This is a genomic window from Colwellia sp. RE-S-Sl-9 (genome assembly GCF_048296855.1).
Taxonomy (GTDB): Bacteria; Pseudomonadota; Gammaproteobacteria; order Enterobacterales; family Alteromonadaceae; genus Pseudocolwellia.
In genome coordinates, this window is record NZ_CP182631.1 from 2,700,859 (window position 1) to 2,723,107 (window position 22,249).

General features: G+C 36.3%; 22 protein-coding genes. 11 read left to right on the forward strand and 11 right to left on the reverse strand.

Translation table 11 applies throughout. The features are described from left to right. Positions 1-6 precede the first annotated feature (6 nt). From ACM9HF_RS11630 to ACM9HF_RS11645, 4 genes are all read left to right on the forward strand, one after another. Complete coding sequence (locus ACM9HF_RS11630; protein WP_473608259.1) at positions 7-2,376, forward strand: M1 family metallopeptidase; 2,370 nt, start codon at positions 7-9, stop codon at positions 2,374-2,376. Between the two features lie 3 nt (positions 2,377-2,379). Then, entirely contained in the window at positions 2,380-2,880 is a 501-nt protein-coding gene (locus ACM9HF_RS11635) for a DUF6702 family protein (RefSeq protein ID WP_473608262.1), read from the forward strand. Between the two features lie 77 nt (positions 2,881-2,957). Beyond that, the gene (locus ACM9HF_RS11640) at positions 2,958-3,422 is read left to right on the forward strand and encodes a chemotaxis protein CheX (protein ID WP_473608266.1); all 465 of its coding nucleotides are present in this window, start codon (positions 2,958-2,960) and stop codon (positions 3,420-3,422) included. A gap of 85 nt (positions 3,423-3,507) precedes the next feature. Further along, positions 3,508-3,927 carry a secondary thiamine-phosphate synthase enzyme YjbQ gene (locus tag ACM9HF_RS11645; RefSeq protein ID WP_473608270.1) on the forward strand — a complete coding sequence of 140 codons (420 nt, stop codon included), beginning with the start codon at positions 3,508-3,510 and terminating at the stop codon, positions 3,925-3,927. Positions 3,928-3,957: 30 nt separating this feature from the next. Here the strand turns inward: ACM9HF_RS11645 and alr are convergent, their stop codons facing one another. From alr to rpmE, 3 genes are all read right to left on the reverse strand, one after another. Beyond that, the gene (alr, locus tag ACM9HF_RS11650; protein WP_473618292.1) at positions 3,958-5,043 is read right to left on the reverse strand and encodes an alanine racemase; all 1,086 of its coding nucleotides are present in this window, start codon (positions 5,041-5,043) and stop codon (positions 3,958-3,960) included. Between the two features lie 30 nt (positions 5,044-5,073). After that, positions 5,074-6,492 (reverse strand): replicative DNA helicase, encoded by a 1,419-nt coding sequence (dnaB, locus tag ACM9HF_RS11655; protein WP_473608273.1) that lies wholly within the window; start codon positions 6,490-6,492, stop codon positions 5,074-5,076. Between the two features lie 194 nt (positions 6,493-6,686). Further along, a complete protein-coding gene (gene rpmE / locus ACM9HF_RS11660; RefSeq protein WP_077342498.1) occupies positions 6,687-6,899 on the reverse strand; it encodes a 50S ribosomal protein L31 in 213 nt (70 codons plus the stop codon). Positions 6,900-7,152: 253 nt separating this feature from the next. Between rpmE and priA the strand changes: the two genes are divergently transcribed. The 6 genes from priA to rraA all read left to right on the forward strand — a co-directional run bounded on the left by priA (position 7,153) and on the right by rraA (position 13,097). Continuing rightward, on the forward strand, positions 7,153-9,369 hold the full coding sequence (priA, locus tag ACM9HF_RS11665; RefSeq protein ID WP_473608278.1) for a primosomal protein N': 2,217 nt from the start codon (positions 7,153-7,155) through the stop codon (positions 9,367-9,369). 129 nt (positions 9,370-9,498) lie between these two features. Further along, positions 9,499-10,056, forward strand: a complete 558-nt coding sequence (locus tag ACM9HF_RS11670; RefSeq protein ID WP_473608281.1) for an SPOR domain-containing protein — start codon at positions 9,499-9,501, stop codon at positions 10,054-10,056. A gap of 109 nt (positions 10,057-10,165) precedes the next feature. Beyond that, a complete protein-coding gene (hslV, locus tag ACM9HF_RS11675; protein WP_076417304.1) occupies positions 10,166-10,684 on the forward strand; it encodes an ATP-dependent protease subunit HslV in 519 nt (172 codons plus the stop codon). Positions 10,685-10,707: 23 nt separating this feature from the next. Then, positions 10,708-12,036, forward strand: coding sequence for an ATP-dependent protease ATPase subunit HslU (hslU, locus tag ACM9HF_RS11680; RefSeq protein WP_473608287.1), 1,329 nt, complete (start codon positions 10,708-10,710; stop codon positions 12,034-12,036). Positions 12,037-12,108: 72 nt separating this feature from the next. After that, positions 12,109-12,504: a gamma-butyrobetaine hydroxylase-like domain-containing protein gene (locus ACM9HF_RS11685; RefSeq protein WP_473608291.1), complete on the forward strand. Its 396-nt coding sequence runs from the start codon at positions 12,109-12,111 to the stop codon at positions 12,502-12,504. Positions 12,505-12,611: 107 nt separating this feature from the next. Continuing rightward, complete coding sequence (gene rraA, locus ACM9HF_RS11690) at positions 12,612-13,097, forward strand: ribonuclease E activity regulator RraA (protein WP_473608294.1); 486 nt, start codon at positions 12,612-12,614, stop codon at positions 13,095-13,097. Between the two features lie 84 nt (positions 13,098-13,181). On the opposite strand, the gene ACM9HF_RS11695 is transcribed toward rraA, so the two are convergent. The 6 genes from ACM9HF_RS11695 to ACM9HF_RS11720 form a co-directional block, all read right to left on the reverse strand. After that, positions 13,182-15,266, reverse strand: coding sequence for an EAL domain-containing protein (locus tag ACM9HF_RS11695; RefSeq protein WP_473608299.1), 2,085 nt, complete (start codon positions 15,264-15,266; stop codon positions 13,182-13,184). A 241-nt stretch (positions 15,267-15,507) separates the two neighbouring features. Continuing rightward, positions 15,508-15,696, reverse strand: a complete 189-nt coding sequence (locus ACM9HF_RS11700; RefSeq protein ID WP_473608303.1) for a hypothetical protein — start codon at positions 15,694-15,696, stop codon at positions 15,508-15,510. Positions 15,697-15,908: 212 nt separating this feature from the next. Then, positions 15,909-16,754: a Rossmann-fold NAD(P)-binding domain-containing protein gene (locus tag ACM9HF_RS11705; protein ID WP_473608306.1), complete on the reverse strand. Its 846-nt coding sequence runs from the start codon at positions 16,752-16,754 to the stop codon at positions 15,909-15,911. A gap of 44 nt (positions 16,755-16,798) precedes the next feature. Beyond that, positions 16,799-17,236, reverse strand: coding sequence for a D-aminoacyl-tRNA deacylase (gene dtd / locus ACM9HF_RS11710; protein WP_473608310.1), 438 nt, complete (start codon positions 17,234-17,236; stop codon positions 16,799-16,801). Between the two features lie 8 nt (positions 17,237-17,244). Continuing rightward, complete coding sequence (gene pip / locus ACM9HF_RS11715; RefSeq protein WP_473608314.1) at positions 17,245-18,213, reverse strand: prolyl aminopeptidase; 969 nt, start codon at positions 18,211-18,213, stop codon at positions 17,245-17,247. Positions 18,214-18,226: 13 nt separating this feature from the next. Then, positions 18,227-19,090, reverse strand: a complete 864-nt coding sequence (locus tag ACM9HF_RS11720) for a virulence factor BrkB family protein (protein WP_473608318.1) — start codon at positions 19,088-19,090, stop codon at positions 18,227-18,229. Positions 19,091-19,288: 198 nt separating this feature from the next. On the opposite strand from ACM9HF_RS11720, the gene ACM9HF_RS11725 reads away from it, so the two are divergent. Further along, positions 19,289-19,513: a hypothetical protein gene (locus ACM9HF_RS11725; protein ID WP_473608322.1), complete on the forward strand. Its 225-nt coding sequence runs from the start codon at positions 19,289-19,291 to the stop codon at positions 19,511-19,513. 57 nt (positions 19,514-19,570) lie between these two features. Here ACM9HF_RS11725 and ACM9HF_RS11730 read toward each other — a convergent pair whose 3' ends face one another. Continuing rightward, positions 19,571-19,744: a hypothetical protein gene (locus ACM9HF_RS11730; RefSeq protein WP_473608324.1), complete on the reverse strand. Its 174-nt coding sequence runs from the start codon at positions 19,742-19,744 to the stop codon at positions 19,571-19,573. Positions 19,745-20,254: 510 nt separating this feature from the next. Beyond that, positions 20,255-22,072, reverse strand: coding sequence for a translational GTPase TypA (gene typA, locus ACM9HF_RS11735; RefSeq protein WP_473608328.1), 1,818 nt, complete (start codon positions 22,070-22,072; stop codon positions 20,255-20,257). Positions 22,073-22,249: the final 177 nt, after the last annotated feature.

Here is a 22,249-nt window from a genome sequence, read left to right on the forward strand (position 1 = left end):
AATATTATGAAATACACGCTAAAACTTATACTCAGCTCTGCGGTAGTTTGTTTATGTATCGCAACATCAAATACTGTATTAGCTAAGAGTACAATTAACGATGACAAATTTCGTCAATTAGAAGAAATCCTGCCTACCCCAAACATTTATCGAACAGCTTCTGGCGCTCCAGGCCATAAATATTGGCAACAAGAAGTTGATTATGAAATAGAAATAAAATTAGATGATAAAACGCAGCAATTAACAGGCAGCGAAACACTAAACTACAAAAACAACTCTCCCGACACGCTACGCTATATTTGGTTACAACTCGATCAAAATAGAATGGGAAGAGCCTCAGATTTTAAGTTAACGCGTACCGCCCCCGCTAAAAAAATAACTTACAGTGGCTTCCGAAATGTCATTGAAACGGAAACGTTTGATGGCGGAAACCGTATTTTAAAAGTAACGGACAAAAGCAATAAAGCATTACCGTATACTATTAGCGGCACCATGATGCGTATTGACCTAGACAAGCCACTCAGAACAGGCGCAAATATAGAATTTAATATTGAATGGACATACACCTTACAAGAACAAAAAGTATTGGGTGGCCGTTCAGGCTATGAGTATTTTAAAGAAGACGATAACTACCTATACGAAGTGGCAAGCTGGTTTCCTAGAGCTGTAGCATATTACGATGCAGTCGGTTGGCAAAATAAGCAATTTTTAGGTAACGGCGAATTTACTTTAGAATTTGGTGATTATGATGTGAAAATCACCGTACCTGCCGATCATATTGTTGCTTCAACAGGTGAACTACAAAACCCTAAAAATGTTTTAACCAAAACACAACGCCAACGTTTAGACAAAGCAAAAACAGCCAAAAAACCTGTTTTAATCGTAACGCCAGATGAAGCCTTAGAGAATGAGAAATCTCGTTCTAGCAAAGAAAAAACATGGCACTTCAAAGCTGAAAATGTAAGAGATTTTGCATTTGCGTCAAGCCGTAAATTTATTTGGGACGCACAAGGATATAAAAAAGGTGCTACTGACACTATGGCCATGTCTTTCTACCCAAATGAAGGTAACCCTTTATGGGAAAGATATTCTACTGAAGCCATTATCCATACGATGGAGCAATACAATAAATATACTTTTGCATATCCTTACCCTGTTTCTATCTCAGTAAACGGCCCTGTAGGTGGTATGGAGTATCCGATGATCACCTTCAATGGCCCTCGCCCAACACTTGACAAAAAAACAGGTGAAAAAACCTATTCACGCCGAACTAAGTACGGCTTAATTGGTGTAATTATCCATGAAGTGGGTCATAACTACTTTCCTATGATCATTAACTCTGACGAACGCCAATGGACATGGATGGATGAAGGTTTAAATACTTTCGTACAATTTTTAGCTGAACAATCATGGGAAGAAAACTATCCTTCGCGTCGAGGTCACGCTGCAGATATTACTGAGTATATGAAAAGTAACAACCAAGTACCGATTATGACCAACTCAGAGTCTATTTTACAGTTTGGTAATAATGCTTACGGTAAGCCTGCTACAGCATTAAATATATTACGTGAAACTATTATGGGCCGTGAATTATTTGACTTTGCATTCAGAGAATATGCTCAACGTTGGATGTTTAAACGCCCTACCCCAGCCGATTTTTTCAGAACAATGGAAGATGCTTCAGCCGTTGATTTAGATTGGTTCTGGCGTGGTTGGTTTTACACTACAGATCATGTTGATATTGCGTTAGGCGACATTCATTTATACCGTCCAAATAGCCAAAATCCAGATACTGAAGAAGCATGGGAACGTGCATTAGAAAACGAAAAACCCGAGTTTATTTCAAACTTACGTAATAAAGGTCAGTGGTTACGTACTCAAGATAAACCTGAGCTATTAGATTTTTATAACGAACATGACAAATTTACCGCAACAAATGCTGATCGTAATAAATATAATAGTGCTAATAAAAAACTAGAAGATTGGGAAAAAACCTTATTAACCAATGAAAGTAACTTCTACATTATCGATTTTAATAATATTGGCGGTTTAGTTATGCCGATATTATTAGAAGTCACTTATGCTGATAACAGCAAAGAAAACATTAGAATTCCGGCTGAAATTTGGCGTAAAAATAGCAGTAAAGTATCAAAGTTACTGATTAGAGATAAAGAGATAACAGCCATTGCCGTTGATCCAAACTGGGAAACAGCAGATGTAAATGTAAATAACAATTACTGGCCTGCACGCCCTATAAAATCTCGCTTTGATTTATACAAACGCAAAAAAGAAGACATGATGCGTGACTATAATAAAAAACTAAAGTCTCTTGACGAAAAAGAGTCAGATACCGATGCGGCTGATGAAGATAAGTAATTAATGATTAAGCACTTATTTAAATCAATTATTATATTACTGTTTTGGGGAGTAGCAGCAACCGCTGCTGCTCATAGTTATTTTTTTGGAATTACAGATTTAACACTAAATGAATCGTCTAAAAAAATCGAAATAATTCATCAGTTTACTGCTCACGATTTTGAAAATGCTATTTCAGAACTTAAACAAATAAATTTTTCTCCTGAACATAAACAGTACGAAGCCTTTATACAAGAATATGTAGAAAAACACTTCACCTTGAGCTTTGCAAACCAAGAACTTAAATTAAATTTTATTGGCATTGAAGTTAAACGAGGAAATATATTTATCTACCAAGAAGTTGGTTTTAAAAATTATTTACCCGGATTATTGGTAAAAAATGACTTACTCGTTAATACTTATCCTAAACAAATAAATACTTTAAATTTTCAAGATAGTACAATAGAAGGAAGTTTAACTTTTACCGCCTCACAAACAATCGTGAAAATTGATGGTATTAAATAGCAAGTACTGATTTACATTTATGCGTTTTCCATGCAAAATCAGTACTAGAGAATTCAATTAAGGCCTTGGAAACATTCATGAATGTAGAGTTTATCAACCCGTTTTTGTCATCAATGCTTAACGTTATGTCAACAATGGCACAAATGGATTTAACCCCAGAAAAGCCCATTTTAAAGAAAAGCAACATCGCTATGGGTGATGTTTCTGGATTAATCGGCATGGTGAGTGAGCAAACTAAAGGCTCTCTCTCAATAACTTTTCAAGCTGGATTAGCCCTCGCTACTATGAAAAACATGGTGGGCGAAGCACCTGACGAAATTAATGACGAAATTACTGATTTGGTCGGTGAAATTACCAATATGGTTACTGGCGGCGCTAAACGCATGCTGAGTGAAAAAGGCTTCGAGTTTGATATGGCTACACCAGTAGTAGTTTCAGGTAAAGATCATACTATCAGCCATAAAGCTGACGGACCTATTGTGATCATTCCATTATCATCTCCTTTAGGTAAAGCTTTTATAGAATTCAGTTTCGATAAATAATCTTTGCTAAATCCAAAAACCTCATTTTTCAATGGGGTTTTTTAATACCTAAAATTTAGCAATGCCAACAGAAAGGTTTTATATCATGTGGCAACAAATTGAGTTTTCATTAAAAGCTAGAAAACGTGGGTTTCATTTAATAACAGACGAAGTTATTACCCACTTACCTGAAATTTCAGCAATTGATATTGGTGTTATCCACTTATTTATTAAACACTCTTCCGCTTCTTTAACATTAAACGAAAATGCAGATCCGACAGTACGATCTGATATGGAAAAACACTTTAATGTTATGGTGCCGGAAAATGCTCCGTACTATCAGCATACTTATGAGGGTAGCGACGATATGCCTGCTCATATAAAAACGAGTCTTCTGGGAAATAACATTACGATCCCTATTACTGCTGGAAGGCTTAACATGGGAATATGGCAAGGAATATATTTAGGCGAGCACAGAAACTATGCAAGCTCTAGAGAGGTAGTAGCGACTATTCAAGGTGAATAAACATAATAATGACCTTAAAAAATAGTACGGCTATTTTTTGATAGTGATATGTACTCTTCTACTGATATTACACAAAAGCTCGTAAGGAATGGTAGTCGCATATTTAGCAACTCGTTCAATAGGTAAATCAGCTCCCCATAGCGTGGCTTCATCACCGACTTTATCTTTTAAGTCTCCGCCTAAATCTACCGTGATCATATCCATAGACACTCTTCCTACTAAAGGTACTATTCTGCCGTTTACATAGACAGGCGTACCATTTTCAGCATGACGAGGATAACCATCACCATAACCTATAGCGATAACAGCAATATGAGTTGGTTGATTGCTTGTCCAAGTACTTCCGTAACCTACAGAGTCGCCTTTGGCTATTTTTCGAATAGAGATAATACTCGATTTTAGTGTCATAACTGGCTGTAGCGCTTTTTTTTCATTACTTAAGGTTAGCATAGGCGATACACCATACAACATTAAACCAGGCCTAACCCAATCAAAATGCGTTTCAGGCCACGCGCATATACCTGCAGAGTTAGCTAAAGAACATTCATTTTTATTTTCACGGCCGAGTCTAGTAAGCTGCTGAAATAAGTTAAGCTGAATGGCGGTTGTTTTATCATTTACATCATCAGCACAGCCTAAATGACTCATTAAAACAATGCCTTTTTGAACATTTTTACATTGCTCTAATGTTTGATAAAAAGTCGTTAAGTCATTAGGGGCAATACCTAATCGATGCATTCCTGTATCAATTTTCAGCCAAACCTTAATAGGAGTATCAATACTGGCGTGTGTTATTGCATTAAGCTGTTCTTTATTATGAATAATAGTGTCTAGGTTATATTCAGATAATAAAAAAAGCTCATCCGGTGAAAAGAAACCTTCTAATAAAACGATTGGCTGAACTATTCCTGCTTTACGCAAGGCAATAGCTTCGCCAATACGTGCAACACCAAAGGCATCAGCTTGCGGCAAAGCTTGTGCTATGCGCTCTAAACCATGTCCATAGGCATTCGCCTTTAATACAGCTAACACTTTACTGTTAGGCGCATAGGATTTAATGGTTTGATAGTTATTAGCAAGCGCTTGGAAATCAATAATCGCCGTCGCGGTACGTATACTCATTAATTATTCACTACACAAAAAGAGTTAATCTTCTTCAAGTACATGAGAACCCGCATAGTTATCAAAACGAGAGAATTGACCTTGGAAAGTCAGCGGTACACGGCCAATTGGGCCGTTACGTTGCTTACCAATAATAATTTCTGCCATACCTTTAAATTCAGAATCGTCGTGATATACCTCGTCACGATAAATAAACATGATCAAATCGGCATCTTGCTCTATTGAACCTGATTCACGTAAATCGGAGTTGATCGGGCGTTTATCTGAACGCTGCTCCAAGCTACGGTTTAGCTGAGATAGTGCAACAACCGGTACTTCTAATTCTTTCGCTAGTGCTTTTAGCGAGCGTGAAATTTCAGCAATTTCTAAAGTACGATTATCTGAAAACTGAGGTGCGCGCATCAACTGAAGGTAATCAATCATGATCATACTAATACCACCATGATCACGATGAATACGTCTTGCTCTTGAACGAACTTCAGTAGGTGTTAAACCTGCGGCGTCATCAATGTACATTTTACCTTTTTCCATGAGTAATCCCATGGTAGAAGAAAGTCGAGCCCAATCTTCATCTTGTAATTGACCGGTACGAATTTTAGTTTGGTCAATACGGCCTAAAGACGCCAGCATCCTCATCATTATTTGATCAGCAGGCATCTCTAAACTAAATATAAGTGCAGGCTTGTCTGATGTCATTGCTGCATTTTCGGCCAAGTTCATCGCGAAGGTTGTTTTACCCATAGATGGACGTGCCGCAATAATGATCAAATCTGATTTTTGTAAGCCAGCAGTCATTTTATCTAAATCGGCAAAACCTGTAGAAACACCTGTAACACCATTCGTTGGCGATGAACACAACTTCTCAATACGATCTACCGTTTTCTCTAGTACAGAATTAAGTGATGCAGGACCTTCAGATTTATTGGTTCTTTTCTCTGCAATAGCAAATACTTTGGTTTCAGCAAAATCAAGTAAGTCAGCACTTGTACGACCTTGAGTGTCATAACCAGCTTCAGCGATTTCATTGGCAACGCTGATCATCTCACGCGTTACGGCTCGCTCTCTTACAATTTCAGCGTAAGCAACAATGTTGGCAGCACTTGGCGTGTTTTTCATCATTTCAGCAAGATAAACAAAACCGCCAGCAGCATCTAATTTTTGATCGTTTTCTAAGCTTTCAGACAGGGTAATTAAATCTACAGGTTCGCCTAGCTCAATCAACACGGCAATACATTCAAAAACAATACGATGAGAGCGGCTATAAAAATCTTCGGCAACCACCTTTTCACTCACTCTATCCCAAGTATCATTGTCTAGTAACAAACCACCTAAAACAGACTGCTCCGCTTCTAACGAATGAGGGGGAACCTTTAGCTCGTCCATTTGAGTATCAGTTTTAAATTTTCTGTCTTTAAAAAATTTATCGGGCTTACGATCGGCCATTTACGTACCTTGCTGAATGAGGGAATGGGTAAAATTGAATGGGGACTAATGTAGCAGAAATAGATAAAAAGAAGAATAAAAGAAAGCCAACATTAACGAAAATATAGCCTATATTTTAAAAGCTAAACTTAAATTGCGAACATAAAAAAAGCGCACAAGGCGCTTTTTTCAATAATGTTATCTTTAAAGAAGATTTACTTCTTAGAAAGAGCACCAAAACGTTTGTTGAATTTATCAACACGACCACCAGTTTCAGCAGCTTTTTGCTTACCAGTGTAGAATGGGTGACACTCTGAACATACGTCTAAGTAAAGATCTTTACCTACTGTTGAACGAGTTGTAATAACATTACCACAAGAACAAGTTGCCTTGAACTCTGCATAATTAGGATGAATACCGTCTTTCATGGGGGTTACCTCTGTAAGGCCGTATCGCCACTTGATCAGTCAAATTGCTGCCAAGCACCATACGAGTTAAATAATTTGGAGGCGCATAGTAATTTAATTAATGCTATTAAGCAATATATATTGGCGTAAAAACCACCAAATTTAATGAGTTTTTACTTATTTTATCTTTAATCACTTTTATCGTGTTTTCAAACTTGGCAAGTTAACGTTTAAACGTCAAAATAAGTCATCATTCATTTATAAGTTGTAACAAGTGACGCAATCAGGAAATCCTCTTTTTGTACAAATAGCTATTCCCGTTCCTTTGCGACAATTGTTTACTTATGTTGTTCCACCTAACTTATTAGACAAACCGCTTAAAATTGGTGAACGTGTGGCGGTTTCCTTTGGACCAAGACAAGTTATTGGCGTTGTATTGTCAGTGAGCGAACAAACCGAACTACCACTGAACAAGCTCAAAAACATTACCAGCCGAGTCGTTGATAATTTTCATTTTGATGCGCCACTATTACAATTTTTACAGCGCTGTGCTGACTACTATCACCACCCTATAGGTGATGTTTTGCAACAAGCCCTACCGGTACTTTTACGACAAGTAAAACAACCTGACGTATCACTTCCTCTCATTTGGGTATCGGCTAAAAATATCGATCGCACTTTATTAGAAAAGTTGAAAACTAAAGCGGCTAAACAATACGCTTTACATCAATTAATTGATAAACACTTGTCAATTACATGGGCAGAGTTACGTACCTTAGGTTATACAAAGTCGCAGTTAACCGCATTAGAAACAAAAGGTTTTATTGAACAAGAAGAGAGACAGCCAACCCTATTTAAATGGACTGAATCTTCATTAAATAGCGAGAACAAACTTACTTTGTCTACTGAGCAAGCGGTTGTATTGTCAGCCATTGAACAAACCAACGAGTGTTTTTCTTGCCACTTAATTGATGGTATTACAGGTAGTGGTAAAACCGAAGTTTACTTACAAGCCATGGAAACAATATTGGCAGCCAATAAACAAGTACTTGTGCTTGTACCTGAAATAGGCCTAACTCCGCAAACCCTTAACCGTTTTGAACAGCGTTTTAATGTGCCGACTTGTTTGCATCATTCTGGCTTAAATAATAATGAAAGATTACAAACATGGCTTGAAGCGCAACGCGGTAGTTCAGCTATTGTAATAGGTACCCGCTCTGCTATTTTCACCCCCTTGCATCAACTCGGTATGATTATTATTGATGAAGAACACGACGGCTCGTTCAAGCAACAAGACAGCTTTAGATATAATGCTCGAGACATGGCTATTTTAAGAGCCCGCCAGCTAGACATTCCTATTATATTAGGCAGTGCGACACCTAGCCTAGAGTCTTTGCATAATGCACTTTCAGGTAAATATCATTACCATCAATTACTCAATCGGGCGGGTAATAGTAGTACATCGAAAATTCACTTGATCAACATTGCTCAACATCAAATGGAACATGGTTTATCCGACACTTTAAAAAGTGAAATTAAGAAAACCATTGAGCGAGGCGAACAAGTATTAATATTTTTAAACCGTAGAGGTTACGCGCCAGCCATTAATTGCCAAGAATGCCATTGGATCCCTGAATGCAAACGTTGTAATAAACCATATACCTTGCATCAAAGTAAACAACTACTCATGTGTCATCATTGCGGTAGTCAAAGACGTGTACCCGCGCAATGTGATAGTTGTGGTAGTGTTCGTATCAAACCTTTAGGACAAGGTACTGAACAGCTTGAACAACGCATTAGTGAGCTGTTTCCAGACGCAAGTAGTGTCAGAATAGATAGAGACAGCACACGAAAAAAAGGAGAGCTAGCCAAGTTACTGCAAGAGGTCACAGAAAAGAAACATCAAATATTATTAGGCACTCAAATGCTCGCTAAAGGACATCACTTTCCTGATGTTACCTTAGTTGCGATGCTGGATATTGATGGAGCACTGTTCAGTTTCGATTTCAGAGCTGCAGAACACATGGCCCAATTACTGGTTCAGGTGGCTGGTCGAGCAGGTAGGGAAAGTAAGCCAGGGAAAGTATTAGTACAAACCGCTTATCCCGAGCACCCATTATTACAAGATCTTGTTAATAATGGTTATAAACACTTTGCAGAATATGCGTTGACTGAACGTAAGCAAGCTTATTTACCTCCATTTGGTTTTCAAGCACTATTTAGAGCCGAAGCAAATTACCCTTCTTACCCTGATAAATTTTTACGTGAAATATGTGCGACTTCATACGAAGGATGTGAACTTGCTGGTCCCTTACCTGCAGCAATGGAAAAGCGAGGTGGTAAATATCGCTTTCATCTTATTGTGCAATCAAAAACCCGTAAGCATTTACATCAAGCCATTTACCAAATGTTACAATTGATCCCAAACAACGAATGGCAGTCAAAAGTACGTTGGTCTGTCGACATAGATCCAATAGATTTAAGTTGGTAACAACACCACTACTTAGTTGAAAATTCACTCTGATCTTATCTTGTATAAATGATATGAATAAAAACAGTATCATTTATTAACAAGTTCGTTAAAATTACTTCTTATTTTTTCCTGTAAAATTAGTTTCCCATGGCACATCAAGATTACGTTTCTCGCCCACGCAATACAAAAAAGAGTCCTTACAAAAAGGGCTCTAAAGAACTACCTAAAGGTTTACCGGTAAAAGTTAAACTTATCGGCTTATTTACCCTAATTATTATTTGTGCTTTCACGTATTTTTTATGGAGCATTAAAGATAATGATACTTCTCCACAAGAGACTACGGCACCTTTAGTAGAAGAAAAAGCTAAAGCGGAAACAAGCTTACCTACTCCTCCAAAAGAAAAATGGGCTTACCGCAAAGAGTTAGAAGACAAAAAAATTGAAGTAGGCCAATATGATGTAAAAAAAGGTGGCCCATATAAAATGCAATGTGCATCTTTAAGAACCCTTAAACAAGCTGAAGTACTAAAGGCCCAAATAGCCTTTGTGGGACTTTCTGCACAAATAAGTAAATCAGTGGGTTCTAACGGTACTTATTATAAAGTTTTTCTTGGTCCGTATGAAAAAAAACGTGATGCAGAAAAAGACAAACACAAACTAAAAAACAACAAAATTAATTATTGTCAAATTTGGTTATGGAAATAATTACACTCCTATCCTTGAAAACCCCACCTAGCACCCCTACTTATTGAACATACACATACATTAAATACCGGCATACATAAGTATGCTGGTTAATCTATTAGGGGTTAATGTGACTACTATCGTTTCAGTAAGACGCAATGGCAAAGTAGCTATTGCTGGTGATGGCCAAGTATCGCTTGGCAATACCGTAATGAAAGGAAACGCTCGCAAAGTTCGACGTTTATACAATGATAAAGTGCTAGCAGGTTTTGCCGGTGGCACTGCTGATGCATTTACTTTATTTGAACGCTTTGAAAGTAAACTAGAGCAACACCAAGGCCATTTAACAAAAGCTGCGGTAGAGCTCGCTAAAGATTGGCGAAGTGACCGTGCTTTAAGAAAGCTTGAAGCGCTTTTAGTCGTGGCTGATGAAACAGCATCATTAATCATTACCGGTAACGGCGACGTTGTTCAGCCTGAGCACGATCTCGTTGCTATTGGTAGTGGTGGTAATTTTGCTCAAGCAGCGGCAACCGCACTATTTGAAAATACCGACTTATCAGCCAGAGAAATTGTTGAAAAATCGCTAAAAATAGCGGGCGATATTTGTGTATTTACCAATCATCAACATACCATTGATGAGTTATAAATTATCAGTTTTAAGGAATTAGCATGTCGAACATGACACCTCGTGAAATTGTTTCCGAATTAGATAGCCACATAGTTGGTCAAAGTGACGCCAAAAGAGCCGTTGCTATAGCCTTACGTAACCGATGGCGTCGTATGCAACTTAATGAAGAGTTGCGCGCAGAAGTAACCCCTAAAAATATTTTAATGATTGGACCTACAGGTGTAGGTAAAACAGAAATTGCACGTAGGCTTGCAAAACTTGCTAACGCCCCATTTATTAAAGTAGAAGCGACTAAATTTACTGAAGTAGGTTATGTCGGTAAAGAAGTTGAAAGTATTATTCGTGATCTTGCCGATATGGCAATTAAGTTAACGAAAGAACAAGAAATGGCTCGCGTTAAACATTTAGCTGAAGAAGCAGCAGAAGAACGTATTTTAGATGTGCTTATCCCTAATCCTCGCGACTCTTTCGGTAATGAAGAAGAAACTAACAATTCAAGTACTCGCCAAGTATTTCGTAAGAAATTACGTGAAGGACAGCTTGACGATAAAGAAATTGAATTAGACTTAGCAGCACCACAAATGGGTGTTGAAATTATGGCTCCTCCTGGCATGGAAGAGATGACGTCGCAATTGCAAAACATGTTTCAAGGCATGTCTAACGACAAAACCAAAAAACGTAAATTAACTATTAAAAAAGCCTTTAAAATACTTCAAGAAGAAGAAGCGGCCAAAATAGTTAATCAAGACGATATCAAACAAAAAGCGATTGAGTCTGTTGAACAAAACGGTATCGTATTTATTGATGAAATAGATAAAATCTGTAAGCGTGGAGACTCTTCAGGCCCTGACGTTTCTCGCGAAGGTGTTCAACGTGACTTATTACCTTTAGTAGAAGGCTCAACAGTAAGCACTAAGCATGGCATGATCAAAACAGATCACATCTTGTTTATTGCTTCTGGCGCATTCCAAATGTGTAAACCTTCAGACCTAATTCCTGAGTTACAAGGGCGTTTACCTATTCGTGTAGAACTCAAAGCATTAACCACGCAAGACTTTGTTCGTATATTAACAGAGCCAAATGCATCGCTTACTGAGCAATATATCGCATTAATGGCTACTGAAGGATTAACGATTGAGTTTACTGAAGACGGCATAAGCGCATTAGCAAACGCAGCTTGGCAAGTTAACGAAAGTACAGAAAATATTGGCGCACGTCGTTTACACACTATGATGGAACGACTTGTTGAAGAAGTTTCATTTAATGCTGACGAACGTTCAGGTGAAACCATCAAGATTGATAGTACTTACGTAGAAAACACCTTAACTGAGTTAGTGAAAAACGAAGACTTAAGTCGTTTTATTTTATAACTTAATAAACCATAAGAGAGAAATTTGATCACTTAAATTTCTCTCTTATTTATTCATAGTGGGATTAGTAAGATGTCAAACATATCAAAATTTGTACTTAAGGCTAATCAAAAAGCATTAAACATCGTATTCAACGATATACCACCTCAACAAAATAAAACCCTTTCATTAAATTATGAATATTTACGAATATTCTCGCCTACAGAATGTCATAAAGCTAATTCACCTAAAAGTACCACAACTATCCCTAACGTATACCATAAAAAAAATGTCCGCATTATTTCGATAGAGCCTTTAGGAAAACATGGTCATAGATTTAGCTTTGATGATGGCTTTAACGACATTTATTCTGATAACGAATTACTTCTTTTATCAAACGATTTTGAATCTAACTGGTCGCAATATACTACAAGTTTATCAAGCACTAACAGTAGAGAAGAGTCTATTAACTTCAAACCAATAACCTAAAAGTGCTTAAATGCCCCTTCTTTAAAAAATAGATAGTTGAACCTTATCTCAAGCTAGTTATACTAAAGCTTCTTAGGAAACTTGTTACATAACGCTAGGAAACACCCATGGAATATAATACTACCGAGCTATGCTCTATCTATACTGATTTAGTTGATGTAGTCGACCCTATATTTAGTAACTATGGTGGACGTCATTCTTTCGGCGGAAAAGTAGTTACAATAAAGTGTTTCGAAAATAATGGCTTAATAGCTAAACTTGCTGCCACAGATGGTGAAGGCAAAGTTATGGTTATTGATGGCGGTGGTTCAACCCGCAGAGCGCTACTTAATATTAATATTATTGAAGCAGCTGCAGAAAATGGTTGGGAAGGCATTATTTGTTATGGAAGTGTATGCGATGTAGATGCTTTAGAAGAAGTTGACATTGGTATACAAAGCTTAGTTTCTATCCCCGTAGGCGCATCAACAAGCGAAGCCGGTGAAAATGATTTAGCCATTAATTTCGGTGGTGTCACCTTCTTACCTGATGATTATTTATATGCTGACAATACTGGCATCATCCTCTCTCCAGATCCATTAGATATTAGTTAATCTTAACAATTTAACATTTGAAAATTACATTAGTTTGCCATAATAATTTTATTGTTATGGCAAACTAAATAACCTTTTTTCACTTTAAGCTGGGTTATACAAGCCATTCCACGTGGTAACCCAAGTATCTATTTTATCGGTTGTAACGCCCTTATCTACCACATCTCCTTGTGCAAGTTCACCGCCAATTAAAGTAAATGCTTGTTCTGTTAATTTATCGTTTATTGACGTACCAATTAGGGGTAAATTCATTTTCTGAGTTAAATCGACAAGTGCTGTAATAATCGCCTTTTCAGAGTCATCATCGGTTCTCCCTATATGTTCACAATCAATTTTCACCTGATGAACAGCCATTTTCCTTATATAACGAAGTGACTCATAACTTCCTGAAAAGTCGGAAATTCCTATATTTATATTTAATGATTTGAGCTCATCAATAATTGTCTTTGCTCTAACGCCGGCAGAAAGCACAACCTCTTCGGGTAACTCTATAATTAAATATTTAGCAGGCACATTATATGTTGCTATTTGTTTTTCTATAAAACTCACTAAATCAGGTTCTAATAAATACTGACTCCATAATTTAATAGAAACAGTTTCATAATTTGAAACTCTCTGTAGTTTTAAAATCAGCTTAAATGCTCGTGTGATCATTTGCTTGGTTAATAAATATATTTCACCGCTATGTTCAGCTATATCAATAAAATCTTGGAAAGTAAGAGGAACATTATCAGTATTATGCCATTGTACTAATAACTCAAACCCTACCAGCTTTCGGTCTCTTAATCGTGTTTGAGGTTGTACATACCAATAAAGATTATCTTCGATAATATCGTTTTTCAAACGCTCCATTTGTAATAAATGACGTTCAGTATAAATCACTTCATCTTTATTAAAATAACTTAAAGGAAGCTGCTTATTTTCTGATGAAAGTAATGCATCTTCAGCATGGGCAATTACCTGAGATAAGCCATTTCCTTGCTCACCTAAAAAAGAAATACCGAAAGTTAATTCGAAGTTTAATGAAAAACTCTTAAAACTCATCGCATCAGGGACCGCAAGCATTAATTCTTGGCAAAGCTGTTCGACTAGGTCATTCTCATAGGTGTCATTCTCTTTTAATTGTAAAGCAACTAAAAAATGCAACCCTTGTAAACGCGCAACACGGATAGGCTCATTACGACTATTAAAATTAATGAGACGGTCATTGTTTTCGACACTTTTTTGTAAGCAGTAAGCGAGCTGGAGAAGTAGTATGTCTGAGTTATGATGACCCAATATTTTATTTACTTGTTTAAAGTTGATAGGCTTAAATACAATAATGGCAAGATTAGTATTTTTTTGATTTTTTAATAACTTATTTATAACTTGAACTGCTTCTTGCTGAGAAGGTAAATTAGTCGAAACATCTTTTGGTGTTTTAGCCAAGCCCATTTGTGCTAACCCTAACCTTCCCCCATGCTCAGCATTTTCTTTATTAATTTTTTTGATTACTTTCCAAGAATTTATAAGTAATAATATTGCATAAGACCCCACACTGTTTATGATGAACCATTGCGTATCAATTTCGCCATAAACCCATAAAAACACCGCAACAGAAAAATAAAAAGCAGGCCCCCATTGCATTACAATTTCATGCATAAAAGTAGCTAAATTTTCGCAAGCATACTTAATTTTAACGGCAATTAACGCAAGCACAATTCCACTCGCCACAACCCACAGAATATAACCATTTGTATTAGAGTAAAAACAAATAACTGCTATGTATGTTGCCGCTAAAATCAAGACCATAGCATGACTAATTATTGCTATATTTATTGGCGAATCAATGTGTTTGTGTGACTTACTAAAATAGAGAAACACAAGATATAACATCGAAAAAGTTAAAGGTATTGTTATGCCCGCTTGCCCGTAAAAGGCCACAAAATATAATATCCCCATCAAACTAAATGTTTGCAAAATAAAAAAACGTAATTTAAAAGCGAGTTTAGATTTATACAACAATGCGATCAGTGTTACAGGGAAACTTAATCCCAAAATAAAAGCTAAACTTATTGTTGTAAAAGTTGAGACCGATGTTGCAGAAAAAGCAGGAAAAGACATAAAAAAAAGAATACCTAGGAATAGACCTAAGCTGGTTTGAGAAAAACGCTGAATAAAAAAGTCCATATTTATACTCTGTTCACAAGGAATAAAATATATAATTTCTAATCAAAAACGATAGAAAAAACCACAATTAATACAATAATTAGATTAGAACTTAGCGACTCATTTGTACAGGTTTAAATCACAACGTCCCTTTCATTAATACTATTAATGGGTTACATCAAACTAACAATCAAGTTGTGCGAGTTGTTCTATACTCAAGAAGCGCCTATTTTGCATAGTAGTGGCTATAAATATTAACTCACTAAACCAGTACAAAACCAATGCCTAAGATAAGCACTACAGACCATATTACCCATGTAAAGTCGCTCACTTTCGTATTCGTTTTCCTATAACTACTCATACCCACATTAAGCAGAACATAAAAACCAACACTGACAAAAATAATAAGAAGATGAGTAACAATCGTTTTAATTTCTAGGTTTTTATCCACTAAAAAGACTAGCCCTTTATTCGTTACAAAAAAAAGGTCGAGTAGAGAAACGTGTGTTAATAACACAACAAACAAATAAAATGTTTTGTTTTTGAACCATGTCATAAGTTATTAAAATACTGTAGGTTAATTGGAAATTATTGAATTTATATTTAAGTCTTTACTACAACTAAATATACTAATACTGGTGAAATTTTATCATAAACAGTTAACTAATGATTCTCTAACCATATTAATAAATCATCATGTTGAAAAGTGTAATTTAGTTTTTGTCTTATTTTACTTGATATGATTTTTTTACTTAACTGAAGTGAGTCACTTTTTTTAAGGTCAGGCTCTAAAAACTCTGGTTTAGAATAGCCAATAGCCTGAGCCGCCTTTTCATAGTAATCACGCTTATAAACATGCGTATAACTAGAACCATTATAAATAGCGGTATGATAAGGTTGATTAATTAAGCCAAGTAATAAACCTACGGCATCTTGCTGATGAATAAGATTAGTGATTGCGTTAGGGTCTGATAATTTCCTACCATCTTTTAAAAATTTACCTGGGTGCCTCTCTGGCCCCACTAAACCCGAAAACCTTAGAACAATAGTTTCGCCTTGAAACTCCATAGCTTGCTGTTCAGCTTGATGGATAATTTCTGTTTTTTCTGAAGAGAGTTCTAACTCAGCATTTTCATCTACATCACCAGTTAAACCATTATAAATGGCAGTAGAGCTGATCATAATAAGTTGCTTTACACTGCCTGCTTGTGCAAGTTGCACAATATGCTTTATTTTATCCGGATAATCTGTTTTACCTTGACGGATCATAGGAGGTATAGCGATGATCAAACAAGACTGTTGGAATAGAGATAACTTAAAATCATCTGCTGTTGGTTTGATATTAGATAAAGTAAAACATTCAACTTGAGCACCTAGTTCTGATAAAGCGGCTGCCTTTTCTTGATGCTGAGTAGAAACAACGACCGAATACTGCAGATTCACTAACTCACGTGTTAACGCTTTACCTAACCAGCCACATCCGATAATACTCGCACTGTTTTTTGTCATTCGTTTGACTCGTTTTATACAGAATTTGAACTTAAGTTAAATAACTAGCAGGTTAACCTAAAAGTAACAGGACCATCATTCAATAAGCTCACTTTCATATCGGCACCAAAAATACCTGTAGGTACTTTAAACCCTAAAGATCTTAAGTTTTCACAAAAGCTTTCATACAAGCCATTACTTATTTCAGCTGGTGCAGCATGAGTAAAACTTGGTCTCATACCTCTTGATGTATCAGCAGCTAAGGTAAATTGAGAGACAACTAAAATTTCTCCTTCAACTTGTTTTACGTTAAGGTTCATTTTACCTTGTTCATCTTCAAAAACACGATAACCAGCAACTCTTTCAGCTAAACGCTTTGCCTTTGCTTCACAATCTGTTGGCTCAACTGCCACAAACACTAATAACCCTTTGCCTATTTCACCGGTAATTTTATCATCTACGGTAACGCTGGCTTGCGACACTCTTTGTAATAACGCAATCATATAATTATTTACTTTGTTTTTTCATTTAAAAATTCAGCCATGGTGTCTGTCGCTTTACAAAAAGCGTCTATGGTTTGTCTTTCAAAACCACTATGACCAGCACAAGGCAGAACATGAAGATGTGCATTATCCCATTGGTCAGCAACTTTTTGAGCAATATATAATTGGCATACCATGTCATATCGACCATGTATCAAAATAGCGGGAATATCCTTAATTTTATAAAGGTTATTCAAAATATAATTCTCTTGTATAAAAGCATTTTGAATAAAGTAATGACTTGATATTTTAGCCATGCATAGTGCTTGATGAGCATCTTCTACCTGTAGCATACCAATATGGTGATGCTCTAAACTAGAAAGCCTTAATTCCCATAAGTACCAATCTTTACTGGCTGAAATAGCTGCAATTTCATTTTCTGAATGCAGTTTTTTATGATAATAAGCAAGCGGGTCACACTGCTCATCTTCTGTCATATGTTCAATAAATTCATTGTAGTATTCAGGAAAAAAACGTTGTGCTCCTGCAGGCCTATACAACCAATCATACTCAGCTTGCGTCCCTAAAAATATACCTCTTAATATAAAACCTAGTACATTTTCGGGATGAGCAATACCGTAAACCATAGCGAGTGTACTTCCCCATGAACCGCCACTAATGAGCCATTTAGTGACGTTTAAGTGTTCTCTTATTTTTTCTATATCATTAACCAAGGCTTGAGTATTATTATTGTTAATACTGGGAGCTGGTTTAGATTGCCCGCAGCCTCGTTGATCAAACAAAATGATACGATAAAGATTAGGATCAAAATAACGCCGATGATTTTCACTCGTTCCGCCACCTGGACCACCATGCAAATACAACACAGGTATGCCATCAGGATTGCCTGATTGCTCCAGATACAATTGATGACCATCTCCTACTTCTAACCATTCTTGCTTATAGTCAGTTATTTTAGGGAAAAGTGTTCTAGACATAATTCACCTCACATTATTTATTATTTTGTTCTACTTGTTCATCACTAAAATCCTGTAAAGCTACCGTTAAAACAGCCCCAACCAAGGTAACTAGCCAAGAAAGATAGACCCACAAAAATAAGATAGGAATGGTACCCAATGCTCCGTAAATAGCTTGATATGAAGGTAATTGAGTTACATAAAATGCAAAACCTTTTTTAGCAAACTCAAATAAAATGGCTGCAGTTACGGCACCAGTTAATGCATATTTAAAAACTACCATTTTGTTCGGAACAATCATATATAAAACTAAAAATCCGCCAGCTGAAGCCAGTAAAGGTAATAATCTTAAAAAAATGTTAGCAACTCCGTATACATCATAATCACCTAAAGACACCAACGACGCAATATACGAGGTAACAACAATGCTGCCACCAGCAAGAATTGGCCCTAATGTTAGCACCATCCAATACATTGAAAATGAAGTGACGATTCGTCTAGGTTTATTCACGTTCCATATCCGATTAAACGTTTTATCTATAGCTGAAATAAGCAGTAAAGCGAATAAGAAAAGAAAGGAAACAGCAATAGCTGACATTTTAGAAGCATTATCAACAAAGCCTGTAAGATGATGTTGAACAACATCGCCAGAAGTTGGCACGAAGTTATTATAAATAACCCCTTCTACAACCTCTTTAATATCTGAAAATATAGGAAAGGCCGTCATGATAGATAACATAACCACCATAAGGGGCACTAGCGACATTAAAGTAACATAAGACAAATAACCAGCAACAACGTGTATTTGTTCATATTTCACTCTTTTAAATAGGTAAATAGCGAATTTTGCGATTGTTTTCCAATGTGCGTAATTTCTTACTTTTTCGTAAAAATTCATATTTTCACAATTCGATTTTTAAAAAGTCCATCAATAATAGTATGATAGACTTATTCTTAGTAACACGAAACGAAATTATACCAAGCCTGTAAGTTTTTAATGTGTGGCGAGCTGTAAATACAAATAAAGATAAACGACTTTTCTGTATAAATGGTTATAATTTAGTAAATCAATATATCTATTTAACGAGGTTTAATTATGTCAGATCAAGGTTCGGGCGGTAATGTTTTAGCTGCCATTTGTAATATATTCATTCCCGGCTTAGGGCAATTAGTACAAGGCAGAATATTAGCAGCCATCTTATTTTTTGTATTTACTACAGCAGCTTGGGCAACGACAATCATACTTATAGGGTGGGTATTAGGACCTGTTATGCATTTATGGGCAATTATTGATGCGGCAAGATATAGATCATCTGAATAGATGTTATTTTAGTATGGTAATGGCTTAAGTTTTACTTCTGAAAGCTTTAAGCCATAATTACCCAACACGTTTCTCTGAATACAAAGGCGTAACTTTATTAACCCCTTCCCTGTCCTCATCAATAAAAGTTTTATAAAGCTCTGTTAGCTCTCTTTGTTCTTTCATATTGGCTCCGTTAGATACCATTTTTTCAAAAAGTAAATTCAATCTTGTCATTTCTATTTTTTTCATATTATCAACCTACCTTAGCCTATTAATAAAACAGTTAATTCTATTAATAAATTTATAAAAGCTAAGTTAAGTGTAGTTCGGTTTATAGTTTCAGCCAGTCATAAAAAGAGACTATCAGCACATTAATTCCATAATATATAGGTGAATTTAATTAACTTATTTAAAGAAAAACAGTATAAACAAGTGTTTATATCTGTATAAAAATAAAACATTGTCAGTTGAATTTTATTGCTTACATTTTTTTAAGAGATGTCGCACACACTTGGCTGTTATCACTTACTCAGAAAGCAATAGGGCTTTTATACCCATACCTTAATTTTTATACAATATCTCTTAAGAGTATTAGAATGTGTAGACCTTTGCGGTATATTTGTACAACAAATTTATACCCAAAAGGTCAACATGCTCTCGTGAGATAATTTAATGAACTTGGTATTACCTGTTCTATTATTAAAGACAAAAAAAAGCCATCGCTATTAGCAATGGCTTTTACAATAAATATTTTAAAAACTATTTAGCTGAACGACCTTCACGTTTACGCTCATTCTCTTTCAAGAACTTTTTACGTATACGAATGCTATCAGGTGTTACTTCAACAAGTTCGTCATTATCAATAAACTCTAGAGCTTGCTCTAAAGACATGATAATAGGTGGCGTTAATGTTTGCGCTTCATCTGTACCAGAAGAACGAACGTTAGTTAATTGCTTACCTTTTAACGCGTTAACTGTTAAGTCATTATCACGGCTATGAATACCAATGATTTGACCTTCATAAACATCTACACCATGACCGATAAATAAACGTCCACGAGATTGTAAGTTAAATAATGCGTTAGTTAATGCTTTACCAGTAGCGTTAGCGATAATTACACCATTCAAGCGCTGACCGATTTCACCACCTTTATGAGGTCCGTACTCTAGGAAAGTATGGTAGATCAAACCAGAACCCGACGTTAATGTCATAAATTCAGTTTGGAAACCAATTAAACCACGGCTTGGCATAATAAAGTCCATACGAATACGACCTTTACCATCTGGTGCCATATCAGTTAATTCAGCTTTACGAACCCCCATTTTCTCCATGATAGGACCTTGATGCGCTTCTTCAACATCGATAGTCACTGACTCATAAGGCTCTTCAAGTTGACCGTCTACTTCACGGATAATAACTTCAGGACGTGAAACAGCTAATTCATAGCCTTCACGACGCATGTTTTCAATTAATATACCTAAGTGAAGTTCACCACGGCCTGATACTTTAAACTTATCAGCATCATCTAATTGTTCAACACGTAAAGCAACGTTATGAATAAGCTCTTTATCTAAACGCTCTTTGATATTACGTGACGTAACAAACTTACCTTCTTGGCCACAGAATGGTGAAGTGTTTACTTGGAACGTCATGTTGATAGTAGGTTCATCAACAGATAATGGCGGTAATGCAACAACTTCATTTGGACAACAAATGGTATCTGAAATTTTAAGTTCACCCAAACCGGTAATAGCAATAATATCACCAGCATGAGCTATTTCACTTTCGTGACGCTCTAAACCTAAGTAACCAAAAACTTTACCTACTTTGCCGTTATGTAATTTACCGTTAGCACCTTCAACAGTAACTTGTTGATTAGGTTTAACAGAACCACGCGTAATACGACCAACACCGATAACACCTAAATAAGAGCTGTAATCAAGTTGAGAAATCTGCATTTGGAATGCGCCATCCGCATCAGCATTTGGAGCCGGTACTTCGTCGATTATTGTTTGGAATAAAGGAGTCATATCTTCGCCAACAACATCTTCTTCTAAAGAAGACCAACCGTTAATTGCTGAAGCATAAACCACTTTAAAATCTAACTGATCGTCCGTTGCACCTAAGTTATCAAATAAATCAAAAACTTGATCCATAACCCATTCAGGGCGAGCACCAGGCTTATCAATTTTGTTAATAACAACAATTGGTTTTAAACCTTGAGCAAACGCTTTTTTAGTTACAAAACGAGTTTGTGGCATTGGACCTTCTTGCGCATCTACAATAAGAAGCACAGAATCAACCATTGACATAACACGTTCAACTTCACCGCCAAAATCAGCATGACCAGGAGTATCTACGATGTTTACTCGGTATTCTCCCCAGTTAATTGCTGTATTCTTCGCTAAGATGGTGATACCGCGTTCTTTTTCGATATCGTTTGAGTCCATCGTACGTTCTTCTAGACCGCTTCTTGCGTCTAACGTACCTGATTGACTTAATAATTTATCGACTAGGGTAGTTTTACCATGGTCAACGTGGGCGATGATCGCAACATTACGTAATTTCTCTAACACAGGCTTCTTTGCTCAATAGGCTATAATTGGGCGCGAATTATACAGCACAGATGAACATAAATATAGTCGAATAACGTGAAATATAATTTTCTATTCCTCGAATAAATAATCACATTATGCTAATGTTTACGCGTTCTCTTGAGCAGGCTTAATGCGACGCACCAAAAAAGAGCAACA

Excerpts from the sequence above, each read along its gene's own strand:
- ACM9HF_RS11630 (WP_473608259.1), top strand. The coding sequence starts at position 7 with ATGAAATACACGCTAAAACTTATACTCAGCTCTGCGGTAGTTTGTTTA.
- ACM9HF_RS11635 (WP_473608262.1), top strand. The coding sequence starts at position 2,380 with ATGATTAAGCACTTATTTAAATCAATTATTATATTACTGTTTTGGGGA.
- ACM9HF_RS11640 (WP_473608266.1), top strand. The coding sequence starts at position 2,958 with ATGAATGTAGAGTTTATCAACCCGTTTTTGTCATCAATGCTTAACGTT.
- ACM9HF_RS11645 (WP_473608270.1), top strand. The coding sequence starts at position 3,508 with ATGTGGCAACAAATTGAGTTTTCATTAAAAGCTAGAAAACGTGGGTTT.
- dnaB (WP_473608273.1), bottom strand. The coding sequence starts at position 6,492 with ATGGCCGATCGTAAGCCCGATAAATTTTTTAAAGACAGAAAATTTAAA.
- rpmE (WP_077342498.1), bottom strand. The coding sequence starts at position 6,899 with ATGAAAGACGGTATTCATCCTAATTATGCAGAGTTCAAGGCAACTTGT.
- ACM9HF_RS11670 (WP_473608281.1), top strand. The coding sequence starts at position 9,499 with ATGGCACATCAAGATTACGTTTCTCGCCCACGCAATACAAAAAAGAGT.
- hslU (WP_473608287.1), top strand. The coding sequence starts at position 10,708 with ATGTCGAACATGACACCTCGTGAAATTGTTTCCGAATTAGATAGCCAC.
- ACM9HF_RS11685 (WP_473608291.1), top strand. The coding sequence starts at position 12,109 with ATGTCAAACATATCAAAATTTGTACTTAAGGCTAATCAAAAAGCATTA.
- rraA (WP_473608294.1), top strand. The coding sequence starts at position 12,612 with ATGGAATATAATACTACCGAGCTATGCTCTATCTATACTGATTTAGTT.
- ACM9HF_RS11695 (WP_473608299.1), bottom strand. The coding sequence starts at position 15,266 with ATGGACTTTTTTATTCAGCGTTTTTCTCAAACCAGCTTAGGTCTATTC.
- ACM9HF_RS11705 (WP_473608306.1), bottom strand. The coding sequence starts at position 16,754 with ATGACAAAAAACAGTGCGAGTATTATCGGATGTGGCTGGTTAGGTAAA.
- dtd (WP_473608310.1), bottom strand. The coding sequence starts at position 17,236 with ATGATTGCGTTATTACAAAGAGTGTCGCAAGCCAGCGTTACCGTAGAT.
- pip (WP_473608314.1), bottom strand. The coding sequence starts at position 18,213 with ATGTCTAGAACACTTTTCCCTAAAATAACTGACTATAAGCAAGAATGG.
- ACM9HF_RS11720 (WP_473608318.1), bottom strand. The coding sequence starts at position 19,090 with ATGAATTTTTACGAAAAAGTAAGAAATTACGCACATTGGAAAACAATC.
- ACM9HF_RS11725 (WP_473608322.1), top strand. The coding sequence starts at position 19,289 with ATGTCAGATCAAGGTTCGGGCGGTAATGTTTTAGCTGCCATTTGTAAT.
- ACM9HF_RS11730 (WP_473608324.1), bottom strand. The coding sequence starts at position 19,744 with ATGAAAAAAATAGAAATGACAAGATTGAATTTACTTTTTGAAAAAATG.